We start from the raw sequence: 15,958 nt of genomic DNA, 5'->3' as shown, positions 1-15,958 counted from the left end.
TTCGGAATCGTTGCACTTGGCCCGCCGCCTGCCTCACATGCTTGTTGCATCGCAAAAAGCATGCCTCAAGGGAAAGCCAAGATTTGCAGCTATTTCTTGTCCGGTGCAAAGATGGTACGCGGCATACGGACATGAACGCCTTGCCGCCCGTCCACCACTTGCGTGACGGTGAAGTCGGCTGAAATGCTCATCAGGGAGTAGGCGTCGTCCTTGCTGAGATCGCGTTCTTCGTTGAGGAATTTCAGCATGTCGAGCGAGGCATTGCGCATCGCGACGTTCAGATCCTCATCGAAACCATGGACGATCCAGTAATTCGGGGTTTCGAGAAGCGGTGAGGGAAATTCAAAATCCTTGCGGAGCACGATCTGGAAGAGAACGTCCAGCGAGGCTTCGATGGCGGTGCCGCTGATTTCGCCATCGCCCTGCGAAATGTGCGGATCGCCGACGGAAAAGAGGCCGCCATCGACCGCGACGGGATAAAACATCGTGGCGCCTGCGCCGATACGCCAGTTGTCGATATTGCCGCCATGCGCGCCCGGCGGGATAGTGCTGATGCGGCCCGGAACATCGGGCGCGACGCCCGCTGTTCCAAGATGCGGGCGCACGGGAACGCGCACACCGTTCAGCGCCTTGTGCCGGTCGCATTCCGGACAGTTGGTGATCTTGCCGGGGGTCTCGTAGAGACCCGGATAATCATAGGCGTAGTGAGCTTCCGCCTGGTTTGTCGCGCGGTCGAGCCGGTAGATCGTCACTCGTTCCTTTTCGCCGAATTCCTTGTAGAGGTGGCCCCAGTTTGCGGCGAGGTTCGAGCCATAGTCGAAGCGCGGTACCATGCGCAGGTAGCGTACTTCCAGCATGTCGCCCGGCTTTGCGTCCTTGACGTAGATCGGACCTGTCATCAGGTGAACGCCGGGATTGCGGTCGCTCTCAGGGATGGTGTCGTAGATGTGGCGGACGGCGTCGTCCATCATCAGTTCTGGAGCGTCGCCCGCATGATGTGTGACGGCCTCGGCTTGAACGAGGTCTCCGCTGTTCACGGTAAGAACGGGCGCAAGCGACGGATCGAAATATCCCCAGTGACAGGTTTCTGGCGTGGCCTTGAGGAGATGAAGCGCCGTGGGATGAGCGTGCGACGCCGCCTTGAATCCTGGAATGACAGAATGCGCCATGAAAACTCCTCGTGCCTTGATACTGGTACTCCCGCGGACCACGGGAGCGAATGCCACCAGTCTCAAGCTTCAGGCAGAAACGGTCTTGCTTTGGCGCGCAGAAGATATTGCCGGATGCACCTGCCGTTTAAGGCGTTGCCTCGTGGGGAGGCAGATTGCTTGGGCAACCTGCCTCCCGATGCGGCGAAAAGGAAGTGTCAGCCGCCGATGACGACGGTGGTCATGTCCAACGAGCCATATTCGACAATCGGCGTCTCGAAACGCACGGGTTCGCCGGCGCGACGGGCACCCATGACATAGAGAAGGGGCAGGTAGTGATCGGGATGCGGCACGGAAAGCGTAGCGTCCCTGTCCTGGGACACATAGTCGATAAGGTTTTCCGGCACGTCGTTCGCAATGCTGCCCCGAATGTAGTCCCCGAAACGACCGGCCCAGTCATAGCTGCCATCTCGCATCTGCCAGTCCATCTCCGGCAGGTTGTGGACGATGTTGCCGCTGCCCATGAGGAGATAACCTTCATCGCGGAAAGCACCGAGGATCTTGCCAATTTCGAAATGCTGCGCCGGAGAAAGAGAGGCATCCATGCCGATCTGGACGAGTGGCACATCGGCTTGCGGAAAGACCTTTACGAGAACGCACCACGAGCCGTGGTCAAATCCGCGCTCTTCGTCGAGTTCGACATCGACCGGAGCGAGCCTCTCGCGGATGGCCGCAGCGAGCTCCGGGCTGCCGGGCGCCGGATAACGCATGTCGTACATCGCTTTTGGGAAGCCGCCGAAATCGTGGATCGTGCCGGGATGGGCGCCCGCCGTTACCCGGACACCACGCGTATACCAATGGGCAGAAACGCAAATAATGCCCTTCGGTTTGCCGAACTCGCGGCCGAGATTTTCCCAGGTCCGGGTGACAAAATTGTCCTCCAGGACGTTGCCGGGGCTTCCATGGCCAAAGAAAATCGCGGGCTGCGGCTTGCCGCTATTGGTCTGCATCTGATGTGGTCCGGTTCAATATGAGTCACGAAGCGGCTTTGCGGCGCTGCCACTCCTGCTGATAGCGCGCGACAAGCCAGTGATTGAGATCGCTCTGTGCGCGCTCCTGCCACGAATAGCGGCCGCGCACGGAGAAGCGCGATTTGAGGCCAATCTGCACAAGCTTGTCTACATGGAGATCCTGCTCCGTGATTTCCATGGCGGTCCGCATGTTCATGTCGAGGCGCTCTTGAAAAAGCGGTTCGGACATGGCGCCCGGTGCGACCAGCCAGCCGATGGTCATGGAGTGGCTGTTGGCGGATTCCGCATGAAGGATCAGGTAGATCACCATGTCGGAGGTGATGACGAGCGAAAGCGAGGGCGGGATATTCGCGAACATCGCGCGATGCCGCTCTTCGGGCGTCAGCTTCGGAAAGACTGGAAGCACAGCTTTCTGCAGCGGGTTGAAGGCGGCGTCGGGATGGAGCGTTCCGTTGAAGCGCAGATAGCCGGCGCTTCCCTCCGGCATTGCAGGAAAGGTGGCGAGTTCGCTCGGAATGAAGTCGTGGAGCGGCCCTTTGTGAAGACGGGTCGCGTGATACCCGTCATTGTTGTTCTCCATCATGACCTTCCAGTTCCACGGATAGCTCTGCGGCTCTTCCGGGACGGCGCCCTCGGCGTTCGGGAGGTCATAGTTGACCAGCGCCTCACTCACCGTCGTGAGGCGGGGCGCCAGCGGTGGCGCATCGGCATCGAAATTGACGAAGATGAAGCCTTCCCAGATTTCCGTCTTGATCTCAGGCAGGCCCACATCGTTGCGATCGAAATCGCAGGTCTTGCTCATGGCGGGTGCTCCCACCAGGCGGCCGTCCAGCCCATAGGTCCAGTGGTGATAGGGGCAGACAAAGGCCTTGGTGTTGCCGCGTCCTTCCGCAACGAGCATGGCCCGATGCTGGCAGACGGCCGACAGGGCCTTTAACTCGCCTTCGCGTGTACGAGAAATGATCAGCGGTTCGCCGATATGTGTTGTTGTGAAATAGTCGCCCGGACTCTTTACCCAGTCCTCGCGCCCGACGCAGAGCCATTCGCGATTAAAGAGAGCGTCTTTCTCGAACTCGAAAAATTCCTCATCCGTATAGCAGGCAGGAGGCAGCGTTTCCGCTTCGGTGACGTCGCCAAGAGAGCTGGTGAACCCCTCGAAGAACGCATCGGTGAGGATATTGGTGGACATGAAAACACTCCGCTCGAACGCTGGCCCGTATTGAAGGAGACGCAAATTTCGGGCCTCTGACTATCTGACGGCGATACTAGGCAAGCGCCCCCCATATCTCTTGCGGCTGTGCGTCCAAACTGTTGTCCGCGAGCGGGGCAGGGCGTGCGACTGCCTAGAAAAACGGCGAGCGGTCGCCTTTAAAAGCAGCATTCGGATTCGTTCTGCGTTCGTTGGAGCGCAACGGGAAAACAAATGCGCGCCTGCGGACAAGACCGTGGCTGCGGCAGAGCCTAGTCTTTTCCGTGCAAAGGACGGCACGGCAGCTGCGTGCCACACAATGTAGGACATCATGAAAATCAGCGTTATATCGGGTAGCCAGCGGCCGAAGTCTCAATCGCTCAAGGTTGCGGCTTATCTGGCGGAGCGACTGAAGGCGCGTGGCGCGGTGGCGGGCGATCCGATCGATCTCGGCCTTGCGCCTCTGCCTTTCTGGGACGAATCCGCATTCTCTTCGGAACCCTCCCCGTTGAACAATGCTTGGAAGCCCATTTCGGCAGAGCTTTCTTCCTGTGACGGTTTCGTCGTTGTTGTGCCCGAGTGGCACGGCATGGCGCCACCCGCGCTGAAGAACATGCTTCTGCTTTGCACCAGCGAACTGGCGCACAAGCCGGGTCTCATCGTCGGCATCTCCGCGAGCGCGGGCGGCACCTATCCGATGGTCGAGCTGCGGCTGACCGGTTTCAAGAACAACCGTATCTGCTGGATTCCCGATCACCTTCTCATTCGCGGCGTGAAGAGCGTACTCAACGGAACCCCTGCGAAGGACGAGGAAGCCGAGACGGCGATCGAGAACCGCTGCGATTTCAGCCTTGCCATGCTTGTCGAATATGCCAAGGCGCTCAGGACGGTGCGTGACAGCAAGGCCTTCGACCTCAAGACCTATCCATTCGGCATGTAAGGCCGGGCGCGGTCAAATGCTTGGGCGTTCCCAGACAAGCCTTTGGCATGGCTTTTGATTAGTGTTTCTATGGGCGTGGATGCCGTGCCCCGTATGGTGAGTTTTCCTCGAGTTCAGTGCAGGGCCAAGGCGATGGATTACGAAGTCTTGACGGTAAAGCCGATGACAGCGCGGATAGGTGCGGAGATTGAAGGTGTCGACCTTTCCGAGCCGCTGACGAACAAGGTCATCGATGAGCTGCACGACGCGTTGATGCAGCATCAAGTCATCTTTCTGCGTGATCAGGATCTTGATCATGTTCGTCACAAAGAACTCGGCAGGGCTTTCGGCGAACTGGCCATTCATAGTGGCGTGGCGGGCCTTGCCGAGCATCCCGAGATCGTCTCAATCCACGCCGACGAAAACTCGAAATTCGTGGCAGGAGAGAACTGGCATTCGGATCTTACTTGCAACGAGATTCCGCCGATGGGCAGTATTCTCTATCTGCCGGTCGTGCCGGAGGTGGGTGGCGATACCATGTTTGCCAGCATGTATGCCGCCTATGAAGCACTGTCGCCCGGCATGCAGGCTTATCTTGAGGGCCTTCAGGCCGTGCATGATGGTGAACATGTTTACCGCCCCATCGTGAACGATCCGAACAAGCGCTTCCCCTGCAACACGCATCCGGTGGTGCGCACACATCCGGTGACGGGGCGCAAAGGCATTTTCGTCAATCCGTCCTATACGACCGAGATTGTCGGCCTCGGCAAGGCGGAGAGCGATGGTGTTCTCCAGATGCTCTACAAGCACTGCGCCAATCCGAATTTCCATGTGCGCTTTCGCTGGGAGCCCAAATCGGTCGCCTTCTGGGACAACCGCTGCACCTGGCATCTCGCGGTGTGGGATTATTTCCCGCAAGTGCGTTCGGGCTTCCGCGTCACTGTCGCAGAGACACAGCGTCCCGCCTGATGGCGGGCCGCTCCGTTCTGCAACAAGGGCTATCGCGGTAGAAGCTTTTCCCGGTTAGCTTTCGTCGTGGGCAATCGACAGTGTGACGGGCGCCCAGTCCGCGATTTCCGCGTGAAAGGCACCGAGCTTTCGTCCCACATAGTGAAGTGCATCCGCCCCGAGCAGAAGATGAAGTGGCGGCTCTTCCGCATCCACGGCTTTCAGGATCGCAAGTGCGGCCTTCACGGGATCGCCGCCTTCGTTGCCGCCATGACCTGAAAGAATGCTGCGCGCAAGGTGGGCGGTCGGTTCGTAGTCCGCAATTTCCGATTTGCAAACCGTAAGAGAGCGCGTGGCAAAATCCGTGCGCAGTCCGCCGGGCGCGACATTCGTGACCTTTATACCGAGAGGGCGGACCTCTTCGGCGAGTGTCTGGCCGATGCATTCGAGCGCGTATTTCGTTGCGCCGTAGATCCCGGTTCCCATCCAGGGTGCGAGGCCGCTGACCGACGTCACGTTGAGGATGTGCCCGCGTCGCCGCCCGCGCATGAAGGGAAGAATGGACTGGATAACGCTGATTGCGCCAAAGACATTCACTTCGAACTGTCCGCGAATTTCCTCCGCACTTGCTTCCTCGATCGCGCCGACGAGCCCATAGCCCGCATTGTTGACGAGAATATCAATGCCGCCTGTGCGTTCTTCGACGGCGGTGGCTGCTTTTCTCACAGCATTGCCGTCCGTTATATCGAGGAGGACACCGAGAGCCCTGCCGGGCGCCTGCGCCTCGAAAGTCTTCAAATCCGATTCACGGCGCACAGTGCCGGCAACGAAATCGCCACGCTCCAGCGCGGCAGCGGCAATCGCCTTGCCGAGTCCGCTGCTCACGCCTGTGATCCACCACTTGCGAGAGGTGTCCGGCATGGCTTTATTCTCCGTTTCAGATGTCGCGGCAGGTGTCAGAAGGGCTTGTCGCCCTTGACCCAGAGGCGGTGCATTAGCCGGACATATTTCGTGTCGTCAAACACGGTTCCGGTATGCAGCGTACAGCGATTGTCCCACATGAGTATGTCGCCGACCTGCCATTTGTGGCGGTGGACAAATTTCTCACTGGTAACAAATTCGACGAGCTCCTCGATGAGCGCATGAGCTTCCTCGTCAGGCATGCCGACAATGCCTTTCACAGTACCGGTGCTGACCCAAAGCGCCTTTCGTCCGTCGGCGGGGTGGGTGCGGATCAGCGGATGAAAGACATCTGGATTGGCCGCTTTCAGGTCGTCGCTGATTTCCATGCGGCCAAACTGCCGTGTGGACATCAGGTGCTGATAGCTGTGATGAAGCACGAGGCCATCGAGCTTTGCCTGCTGTTCTGCGGAGAGGGAATCGTAAGCAGCGCAGAGATCGGCGAGCAGCGTGTCGCTGCCTTCGTCCGGCACCTCGACGGCATAGAGCATGGTGCACATGACCGGCTCTTCCTTGTAGGAATAGTCGGTATGCCATCCGACACCGTCATTATGCGCGCCAATGGGTTTGCCATCGACGACCTTGTTGGAAAGCAGGAAGATTTTCGGATAGCCCGGCAACGTGAACTGCGTCTGTGTATGGTCTTCAGCTTCGCCGAAGAGTTCGATGAAAGACATGAGTCCGTCTGGGGCTAAATCCTGACCGCGCAACAGGATCGCGCCGTTCGCGTGAAACAGCTCGACGACTTTCCGGCGTGCATCGCTGCCGGCGGTCTTCAGGTCAACGTCGAAGATTTCGACACCGAAGCCCGGCATCAGCGGCCGGGTACGCAGTTCAAGGTCGGTCGTCATTATCACGCCATTTTGTACCGGATGTTGCCGGACCCTACGGCCACATACTCTTGACGGTCTTGCTTGCGCGCGCCCTATGAGTTGGGTGGTTTTTTGGCCTTTGGGGCGCGCATGGCGATGTGACCAAGATTTCATCAGTTTTGTGAAAGGCAGTGCTAGAAACGCAAACGAAGAGGGCAGCAGCGTTCCTTTTGCTGCTTTTCTGCGCCCTGCCGATGGTTTCATGCCCTGGTGAAATTATCATTCATGGAGGCAAAAGCCTCTACCGGGAGGTAGCTGCCCTGCAGATGAGCCGCGCGACACTCCTGCAGGACTTGTCCGGTGACGCAAAGGCGAACGGATACTTGACCAAATTCCCCCCTCGCCCCGCCAGCTGCCGCGAACGGATGCACGAGGCCAGATTTCTGCTGCGATGCATGATGATTTTTTGTCAGATGCAGCGCTTGTTTCTGAAGAAATTGAAAAAAACATAGAAAAATCAACATCATGTGAATCTGGCACACGCCTTGCTCTCTATACCGCATCTGCGAAGAAAACTGCTCTTCCTTGTATTGCGATTGGGGGCGTCACGTATGAGCAAATCACATTACCTCGGCACCACATCACATCTGGCCCTGTTGGCCATGGTCGCTGCCCTGATCGTGCCGTCGGGCACGCAGGCGCAGGAGATCCTCGACGAAAACATTCCGGTGATGGAGGCCGCGCCGGTCGAAACCTCCGGCGAAGTCAAGGAGATGACGGTCATCTCCGAGCGAGACAGGGCCGGTCTGCTGGAGCAGCAGCCGAGCGATCTGCTGTTCGGTATGAAAAAGCCGCTTCTCGAAACGCCGCGGTCGGCAACCTTTGTCAGCGATCAAACACTCGACGCTTATGGCGTGACCACCGTTGATGATCTCGCCGCCGTCTCACCAGGCACCTTCACGGCCTCGTTCTATGGCGTTGAAGGGGCGCTCAATGTCCGCGGCTTGCTTGCCGAAACCTACTTCCACGGTTTCAAGCGTATCGAAAACCGCGGTACCTACCAGACACCGATCGGCGCTGCCTCGCGCGTCGATATCCTGCGCGGCCCGCCGACGGCGAATTTCGGACCCGGCAAGGTGGGCGGCCTCCTGAACCTTGAGCCCAAGACGGCGAAGATCAGCGAAGAAGCGGGCTACATGACGGACATCTCGGGTGAGGTGACCGGCACAATCGGTTCTTATGAGAAAAAGAACGGCACCTTCGAGACTGGAATCCCGCTCAACTTCGGCGATACGGCCGGCGGCGTTTACATCTATGGCGAGCTTGAGGATTCCGAGAGCTTCTATCGCGGTATCGAGCCTGAACATCAGTTGCTGCAGAGTACCGCTCAGTTCGAAACGCTGGATGGCTGGACCTATGGCGGCGGGCTCATGTTCTACCAGTCTAAAGGTTATGTGCAGACACCCGGCTGGAACCGCGTCACCCAGAATTTGATCGACAACGGCACTTATACCACGGGGACGAATTCGGGCCTGATCGACGCGAACGGCAATGGCTATATCGATGCCGGTGAATTGCCGCCGGGTGGCTTGACGGGCGCGCCGGAATGCTTCGGCTTCTGCGATGTTCCTCTCGTCTATCGTCAGCTCGACACGGGCGTTGGCACGACCACTTTGAGCCCGCGCGACGTCTATACGAGCGATCTCGATTTCTCCGACACAACGACGATGACGCTCTATGCCGACCTTATAAAGGGGTTCACGAACGGGTCGGAACTCAAGTTCCAACTCTTCTATGACTCGCTCGATAATGAGCGCTTCGTGAGCTACGGCTTTCCGGCGGACTACGAGGCTTACACAATCGAAGGCCGCGTCAGCTACAACTTCGATGTAAAGGTTCCCGACGAGCCGGTCACCGCCGCCTTCAATGTCGGCGTGAGCAACCGCTTCTACGACGCGACGAAAAAAGAGTCCTTCAACTATGGCGGTATCGCGCTGGACCGGCGTGACCTTTCGCAAGGTGCGACGGCCACAGACCAGCTCGGTTCGCCCTTCATGCCGGGTTCCGGCTACACCTGGGACATCGACACCAAGTCAAAGTGGAACGATATCGGCATCTTCGCGATGATGGATCTCGATATTGCCGACACGCTCTTGATCACCGGTACGGGCCGGTACGACGTCTACAGTGTGGACTCGGAAGAACGCGGGGCTCTCTGCTTCTGTACCGGTGGTTCACAGAGCGACGACAGCGACGCTTTCACCTATAGCGGCATGATCATGTACAAGGGGCCTTATGGCGTCCGCCCCTACCTGACCTATGCCGAAACCGTCGCACTGGAATTCGGCCAGGCTGGCGATATCTCCACCAGCAACATTGCCAACGGCTCCTACCTGTCGGATGGTGACCTGCTCGAAGCCGGCGTCAAGCTTGAAGCTTTCGATGGCGTTCTCACCGGCGCACTCTCCTTCTATCGTCAGCACCGCACGGTCCTCGACAATGTCAGTGGCAATGTCGACGAAACGGAAGGCGAGGGCGTTGAGCTTGAGCTGCGTTATCTTGCAACGAAGAACCTGAGCTTCACCTTTGCCGGTAACGCGCAGAAGACCAAGTTCCTCGGCAGCTACGATGCCTTCTACTACTTCACGCCGGAGACCTTCGGCTACAACCCGGAGGACTACTACGGTGCAGCGCTTGTCGGCTATTCCTTCAGCGGTATCGCTGGCATCACCGGCAACAGCTACTACGCAGGCGAGATCGAAGACCGCCGTATTCCTGAAAGGGTCTTGAGCCTCTTCGGTACCTATACGTCCGATCAGTACGCATGGGGTCATGCCGGTACGACATGGGGCGTGCGCTATGTCTCCGAGACGGCTGGGCTTGCAGCTGATCCCGTGAAGTATCCCGACTACTTCGTCGTCCAGGCGTCGGCCTATGCGGACTTCAATAGCTGGAAGCTCGCACTCAACATCGACAACCTTCTCGACGAAGAATACTTCACCCCGCTTCAGGATCTCTATGGCGACGTCGCCGTGCTGCCCGGCAAGGGCCGCGAATGGAGACTGACGGCAACCTACCGCTTCTGAGTATCGAAGCTACGACCGCGTAACCCGAGTACATGATGTCTGGAGGCCAGCAGATGAACGACACGAAAGAGTTTGTATATCCGTGGTTTGTCTTGCTGTCCTTCAGCGTCCTGTTCTTTCTTGTAACAGCCGGCACCTTCACGTCGCTTGGCGTGGTGCTCCCCGATATGGTGAGCGAACTCGGTTGGGACTGGACGGCAGCAGGTCTGGGTTTCACCCTTCTTGGCGTCTCCTGCGGCCTGTCGAGCTATCCGCCCGCCTACATGATCCGCAAGTTCGGTGTCCGCGCGACTGTTCTGTTCGGTACAGCCATCCTTGTTGCGGGCTTCATGCTTCTTTACGTCGTTCAGGACGTCCCCACCTATTTCATTGCCATGCTGCTCGCGGGCACAGGCTTTTCCTTCGTCGCGACGGTTCCCGGCACCTACATGATCGCCCGCTGCTTCAAGAAGCAGTCCATGGCTTTCGGCATCTATTTCACAATCGGTGGCGTCGGCGGTATCGCCGGTCCGCTCGTTTACTTCGCGGCAGTCGGCATCTGGGAAGAATGGCGGATGCACTGGATGATCATCGCCATTCTGATGGCGGCGTCCGGTGTGCTGACCGCCGCCTTTCTGCGCGAAGGAGAGGCGGAAGACCAGCGCGCCGAGGACATCGCGAATGCAGCCGTCGATGAGTCCGCTTCCGGCGTCTATATCACGCGGCAAAAATGGACGGCGATGCAGGCGCTCCGCACACCGCAGTTCTACATCATCGCGGCGGGCTATGTTTCGTTCCTGCTTTGCGGCATCACGGTCAACAGCCTTTCCGTCGGCCACCTGACAGAGATCGGTGTCGGGATGGCGGTAGCCGCCGGTCTGCTCAGCTTCGAGGCTTTCCTCAATGCGGCATCGCGCGCCGTCAGCGGCTTCATCGGGGAATATATCGATCCGAAACGCCTGCTGATGGTATCGCTTGCACTTCTTGTCGTAGGCATGATCGGTCTGGGCGTTGGCACCAACTGGCTGGCTCTCATTGTCTATTCAGTCGGCATCGGTATCGGCTACGGCACGACCTTTCTCGCGACGAGCGTGCTGCTGATGAATTATTTCGGCCGCAATGCCTACCTCGAACTCTTCTCCTTCATGAATGTGGCGGCAACGCTCGCCTCCTTCGGCCCCTTTCTGGGTGGCTATCTGCGAGATGTGACCGGCACCTTCGTCTGGGCCTTCTTCCTTTATGCGCTGGTGCCCCTGGTAGTGATGGTTGCCGTCTTCTTCATGCGGCCGCCCGTGCGCATCTCCGACGAAGAGGAACGGGAAGAAGAAGCGGTGATGACCGCCGCCGCACTCGCCCAGGCAGGTGACATGGAGCATGCGATGGAAGGTGAGCCCGCCAAGCTTGGCGTCTGACGCGGCGGCACGGAACGGATTACTGGTTTAATACGAGGTTGAGAAAAATGTCTTCTTCCACCGGAAAAAAAGAATTCGGCGTCTTCCTGCCCATCGCCAATGGCGGATGGATTATCTCGAAGAACACGCCGCCGCTTGATGCGTCCTACAAGCAGAACCGCGAAGCGGCGATGATCGCAGACGAAATCGGTCTCGATTTCATCATGTCGATGATGAAATGGCGCGGCTTCGGCGGTGAAACCGGGCATTGGGGAACCTCGCTTGAATCCGTGACCATGATGGCGGGCATCGCCGAAGCGACGAAGAACGCGCGCATCATCGCCACCGTTCATACGCTGCTGCAAAACCCCGCCGTGGTCGCGAAGATGATTACGACGCTGGATCACATCTCCGGCGGCAGAGCGGGTCTGAACATTGTCTCCGGCGCCTTCAAGGACGAGTTCGACCAGATGGGCGCCTGGCCTGCGGATCTCGATCATGATGGCCGCTACCGCTACGCCGAGGAGTGGACCAAGCTCGTCAAGACCATGTGGGAGAAGGACCACGTCGACTATGACGGCGAGTTCTTCAAGTTCAATGATTGCGTTTCCGACCCGAAACCCGTATCGAACCCGCGGCCTTATCTGATCTGCGCGGGACAGTCGGAGCGCGGGTTGCGGTTCACCGTACAGAATACCGATGCATGCTTCATCGGCGGCAAGACGGCGGAAGATACGCTCCGCATCAGCCGCCTGGCGCGTCGTGTGGCCGCCGAATACGACACGACGATCCGTGTTTTTGCAATGAGCACCATCGTCTTCGGCGATACCGATGAGGAAGCGGCCAAGACGGTTGACTACTACAAGCAGGGTCTCGACTGGGGCGCCGTGCAGGGAATGATGCGCAGCTACGGCATGGAGGCCGATGGCAGTGCGAGCGTCATGGGTGAGAAGGCGAAGGAAACCTTCATGACGCATACCGTCGCGGGAACGCCTGCGACTTGTCTGGAAAAGCTCAAGGAACAGATCGAAGGCTGCGAACTTGACGGCATCATGACCATCTACCCCGATTACGTGAAAGGGTTGACGACTTTCGGCAAGGAAGTGCTCCCTGGCCTCAAGGCACATTTCGCATGACAGCTATGGCCGAAACAAAACCCGGGAGCGGTGGTCCCGGTGAGCTCGCCGGCTGGATCTCGCCAAAGCGTGCTGCGCTCTGCGTCATCGACGTGCAGGTCGATTTCGCAGCGCCGGACGGTCTGATGGCGAGTTATGGCGTCGACATGAGCGCGGTTCCCGGAGCCATCGCGAATATGAAGCGACTTGTCGCCTCGGCGCGTGGAGCGGGTGTGCCGGTCATCTTCATCGGGCTGGAAACAAAGGCAGAAACGGACTCACCCGTCTGGATGGAACGGATGCGCCGCCGTGACGGTGACCCTGAGTCCGAAAGCAATGTCTGCCGCGCGGGAACACCGGGTGCTGCATTTTACGGACCTCTGCCGCAGCCGGGTGATGCCGTTGTAATGAAGCCGAAATACAGCGCCTTCCACGCAACCAACTTCGCGGAAATACTGATGGAAAAAGGCGTCGACACACTTGTTGTCTGCGGTCTTACGACGGAATGCTGCATCGACAACACCGTGTCCGATGCCTTCCACCGCGACTACCACATCATTATCGCGGACGATGCCAGCGCCGCTTACGGCGATGATGTTCACCGTTCTGCCCTTAATATCCTTGAAATGAACTGTGCCGTTCTGCGCAGCACGGCAGAGATCGAAGACGCATGGAGCGCTGCCCATGTCTGATCCCTTGAACATCGAGACGAAGGCGCCCTACCAGGTGACCGAGGAAGAACGCGCAGCTATTGCCGCAGCGATTGACGAAGACGAGCTCTGCAAACTGGCGCTTGAACTCGGCAATATTCCGAGCCCGTCACGCAGCGAAGCGGCAGCGAGCCAGTATGTCTTCGACTGGATGCAACGCGAAGGCTTCAATCCCCGCACCACGGGCGCGACACCGGAGCGCCAGAACGTGATCGGCGAATATGGGGGGAGTGCGGAAGGTGCGAACCTTCTTTTTACGGCCCATCTCGACACAGAGAGCCCGACCTACGAGCCCGATCTCGACAATGCGAAATACCGGCCCGAAACGCTCTCGAACCGGGAATGGCTTGAATGCTGGCTCGAAGACGGAAAACTCTTCGGCTATCCCATAGCGAATGATCGCGGGCCGATGAGTTGCTTCATGATCGCGGCCAAAGCCTTGCGCAAATCGGGTATTCCGCTTGCCGGAAAACTTTATCTCACGGCTTGCCCCGGTGAGATCGGACCGGAGCCGATCGAAGACCGGAAAGGCGTCGACTATCTCGGCAAGGACATAGGCGCGCATTACCTCTTTCACCACGGCGGTGTTGCCCCGGATTATGCAATCGCGGCCGAGGGCTGCGACTTCGGCCTCACCTGGCAGGGCTGCGGCTATGTCGTTTTCCGCATCCGTATTTTCGGGCAGGGCGTCTTCACGCCAATTCTCGACTATCCGGGCGATCCGCTTAAGCATCCGAATCCGATTTATCGCCTCGGGCCGATCATCGATGCACTGCATGACTGGGGCATGACCTATCCCGAACGTCATCGCTATGAAAGTGCGGGTGGCGTGTCGATTCCGAAAACCCAGATCGATTCCATCAAGGCCGGCATTCCCTATTCTTTCGGCACCGGAACCGAAGTCGTCTCTATCTATCTCGAAGCGGGGCTGACACCGCGCCAGAAGGCGGCGGATGTCGAGCATGAGCTTGCAGCCCTCATGCGGCAATTCGATATCGAGGGTTTCGACATCGAACCCATGGTGGTGCGTCATGGCTTCGAGGCGAATGCGCAGGACGTGGCGCCGCTCGTCGCTGCCGTTGCAGATGCGACGGAGTTCACGCTTGGCGAGAAGCTTCAACGTGCCAACCCGGTCTATTCGAGCATGTGGCGCGATCAGAACGTCTTCAACATGCACCGCATTCCGGCAGTCACCACGGGCATGCCCCGCTGGCGGCCCACCCCGGCGGACCTTGCCAAAAGCGCCCTGATATACGCGTTGACTGCGCTTTCAATCTGCGGCCGGGCCCCGGATGGAGCAGAAAATGCCGCTTACAAGCCGGTCTATGGCGACAATCCTTTCTGATGCGACGGCAGAAACAGTGAGACAGTGAGTATGAGTCAGTCATCGAAATACGAGCAGGGTTCTGTCGATCCCGTCACCTACCGAAACGCGCTTGGAAACTTCGTCACCGGCGTTACCGTCGTGACGACAGCATTGGACGGAACCCCTGTCGGCACCACGGTCAGCGCCTTCGCCGCGTTGTCCCTGTCACCGCCTCTCATCCTTGTGTCGCTTGCGCGCAAGAGCGAAACGCTGTCGCAGATAAAGCGCTCGGGCATTTTTGCCGTGAACATTCTTTCCGAAGGGCAGAGCGAGATTGCTGCGTGCTTTGCGACGGCAGCGGGTGCCGGAAAATTCAAAGGCATTGAATATAGGAACGGACAGAACGGTGCGCCAATCATCGCCGGCACAGGTGCCTCCATCGAATGCGATCTCGAAGACTGCTTCTCCGGTGGAGATCATGAAATTCTCGTGGGCCTCGTTCGGAATGCCACTGTCGAAGGCGATCTGGCGCCACTTGTCTATTTTCGCGGCAGCTTCTCCGGGCTTGCCGGTGAAAATGCTGTGGTCTGAAAGAGAAGACGGTCGGCATCTTTCGTGCATGAGCCTGCAGATCGGCATGCATTGAAATGTTCGGCCTGAGTTGCGGAACGGCTGCCTGGAAGTGACTGGAATATGAGTACGCTTGATTTTCGTGAAGGCCATCCCTCGTCGAGCCGTGTCGCCGGACTTGCGGCGGTTATCGGCCTCCATATCCTTCTGTTGTGGGCCCTGTTAAGCGGGCTTGCACGCAACATCGTCGAGGCTGTCCAGGAGCCTTTGCAGGTTGCGCTGATTGCGGAAGCGCCAAAAGAGGCGCCGCCCGCGCCGCCGCCGCCGCCTGAAGTGGTGAAGCCGCCCGAAGCTTATGTGCCGCCGCCGGTGGTGAAAAAGGCGCCGCCGCCAACCCCGCCGAAGACCATCCAGCAGGTGCAGACGGTCAAGCCGGATCCGGCCCCGGTTGTCGTCGAACAGAAGCCTGTGCTGCCGCGCGCGGACCCCAGCCACGGCAATACGCAGCCGCCTTATCCGCCGGCGTCGCGCCGCATGGGCGAGGAGGGGCGTGTGATCCTTCTTCTCTACGTGTCGGAGGAGGGCCGGGTGACCGACGGCAAGGTGGACCGGTCAAGCGGCTTCGAGCGCCTGGACAAGGTTGCGCTTATTCACGCGCGGCGCACGTGGCGCTTCCTCCCGGCGACAAAGGACGGACAGCCGGTAGGGCATTGGATGAAGTTTGCGGTCAACTTCAAGCTGACCGATGGCTAGCGGCTCCCTTGTTTGGAAAAGCAGCAGAGCATTAAACGAGA

At 58.8% G+C, this 15,958-nt stretch carries 15 protein-coding genes; 9 read left to right on the top strand and 6 right to left on the bottom strand.

Annotated elements, in window-relative coordinates:
- Window positions 1-89: 89 nt before the first annotated feature.
- From ABJO61_RS06410 to ABJO61_RS06400, 3 genes are all read right to left on the bottom strand, one after another.
- Window positions 90-1,169, bottom strand: a complete 1,080-nt coding sequence (locus ABJO61_RS06410) for an acetamidase/formamidase family protein (RefSeq protein ID WP_348324334.1) — start codon at window positions 1,167-1,169, stop codon at window positions 90-92.
- Between the two features lie 197 nt (window positions 1,170-1,366).
- Window positions 1,367-2,158 (bottom strand): 4,5-DOPA dioxygenase extradiol, encoded by a 792-nt coding sequence (gene ygiD, locus ABJO61_RS06405; RefSeq protein ID WP_348324336.1) that lies wholly within the window; start codon window positions 2,156-2,158, stop codon window positions 1,367-1,369.
- A gap of 25 nt (window positions 2,159-2,183) precedes the next feature.
- The gene (locus ABJO61_RS06400; RefSeq protein ID WP_348324338.1) at window positions 2,184-3,368 is read right to left on the bottom strand and encodes an SRPBCC family protein; all 1,185 of its coding nucleotides are present in this window, start codon (window positions 3,366-3,368) and stop codon (window positions 2,184-2,186) included.
- 331 nt (window positions 3,369-3,699) lie between these two features.
- On the opposite strand from ABJO61_RS06400, the gene ABJO61_RS06395 reads away from it, so the two are divergent.
- Both ABJO61_RS06395 and ABJO61_RS06390 read left to right on the top strand, forming a co-directional pair.
- Window positions 3,700-4,308: an NAD(P)H-dependent oxidoreductase gene (locus ABJO61_RS06395; protein WP_348324340.1), complete on the top strand. Its 609-nt coding sequence runs from the start codon at window positions 3,700-3,702 to the stop codon at window positions 4,306-4,308.
- A gap of 132 nt (window positions 4,309-4,440) precedes the next feature.
- Window positions 4,441-5,256 (top strand): TauD/TfdA family dioxygenase, encoded by an 816-nt coding sequence (locus ABJO61_RS06390; RefSeq protein ID WP_348324342.1) that lies wholly within the window; start codon window positions 4,441-4,443, stop codon window positions 5,254-5,256.
- A 54-nt stretch (window positions 5,257-5,310) separates the two neighbouring features.
- Here ABJO61_RS06390 and ABJO61_RS06385 read toward each other — a convergent pair whose 3' ends face one another.
- The 3 genes from ABJO61_RS06385 to ABJO61_RS06375 form a co-directional block, all read right to left on the bottom strand.
- On the bottom strand, window positions 5,311-6,156 hold the full coding sequence (locus ABJO61_RS06385; RefSeq protein WP_348324344.1) for an oxidoreductase: 846 nt from the start codon (window positions 6,154-6,156) through the stop codon (window positions 5,311-5,313).
- A gap of 35 nt (window positions 6,157-6,191) precedes the next feature.
- Entirely contained in the window at window positions 6,192-7,046 is an 855-nt protein-coding gene (locus ABJO61_RS06380; protein ID WP_348324346.1) for a TauD/TfdA family dioxygenase, read from the bottom strand.
- A 221-nt stretch (window positions 7,047-7,267) separates the two neighbouring features.
- Window positions 7,268-7,534: a hypothetical protein gene (locus ABJO61_RS06375; protein WP_348331471.1), complete on the bottom strand. Its 267-nt coding sequence runs from the start codon at window positions 7,532-7,534 to the stop codon at window positions 7,268-7,270.
- Between the two features lie 84 nt (window positions 7,535-7,618).
- On the opposite strand from ABJO61_RS06375, the gene ABJO61_RS06370 reads away from it, so the two are divergent.
- From ABJO61_RS06370 to ABJO61_RS06340, 7 genes are all read left to right on the top strand, one after another.
- The gene (locus ABJO61_RS06370; RefSeq protein WP_348324348.1) at window positions 7,619-10,093 is read left to right on the top strand and encodes a TonB-dependent receptor; all 2,475 of its coding nucleotides are present in this window, start codon (window positions 7,619-7,621) and stop codon (window positions 10,091-10,093) included.
- Between the two features lie 53 nt (window positions 10,094-10,146).
- Window positions 10,147-11,484 (top strand): MFS transporter, encoded by a 1,338-nt coding sequence (locus tag ABJO61_RS06365; protein ID WP_348324350.1) that lies wholly within the window; start codon window positions 10,147-10,149, stop codon window positions 11,482-11,484.
- A 47-nt stretch (window positions 11,485-11,531) separates the two neighbouring features.
- Window positions 11,532-12,599, top strand: a complete 1,068-nt coding sequence (locus ABJO61_RS06360; RefSeq protein ID WP_348324352.1) for an LLM class flavin-dependent oxidoreductase — start codon at window positions 11,532-11,534, stop codon at window positions 12,597-12,599.
- On the top strand, window positions 12,596-13,270 hold the full coding sequence (locus ABJO61_RS06355) for a cysteine hydrolase (RefSeq protein WP_348324354.1): 675 nt from the start codon (window positions 12,596-12,598) through the stop codon (window positions 13,268-13,270). The genes ABJO61_RS06360 and ABJO61_RS06355 overlap by 4 nt, the downstream gene beginning before the upstream one ends.
- Window positions 13,263-14,633: a peptidase M20 gene (locus ABJO61_RS06350; RefSeq protein ID WP_348324356.1), complete on the top strand. Its 1,371-nt coding sequence runs from the start codon at window positions 13,263-13,265 to the stop codon at window positions 14,631-14,633. Before ABJO61_RS06355 ends, ABJO61_RS06350 begins: the two co-directional genes overlap by 8 nt.
- Window positions 14,634-14,663: 30 nt before the next feature.
- Complete coding sequence (locus tag ABJO61_RS06345) at window positions 14,664-15,185, top strand: flavin reductase family protein (protein WP_348324357.1); 522 nt, start codon at window positions 14,664-14,666, stop codon at window positions 15,183-15,185.
- Window positions 15,186-15,287: 102 nt separating this feature from the next.
- Complete coding sequence (locus ABJO61_RS06340; RefSeq protein ID WP_348324359.1) at window positions 15,288-15,917, top strand: energy transducer TonB; 630 nt, start codon at window positions 15,288-15,290, stop codon at window positions 15,915-15,917.
- Window positions 15,918-15,958: the final 41 nt, after the last annotated feature.

Source organism: Parvibaculum sp., assembly GCF_039973015.1.
Taxonomy (GTDB): domain Bacteria; phylum Pseudomonadota; class Alphaproteobacteria; order Parvibaculales; family Parvibaculaceae; genus Parvibaculum.
Note: the sequence above shows the minus strand (reverse complement) of the source record. Positions and strands in the feature narration are given on the sequence as shown.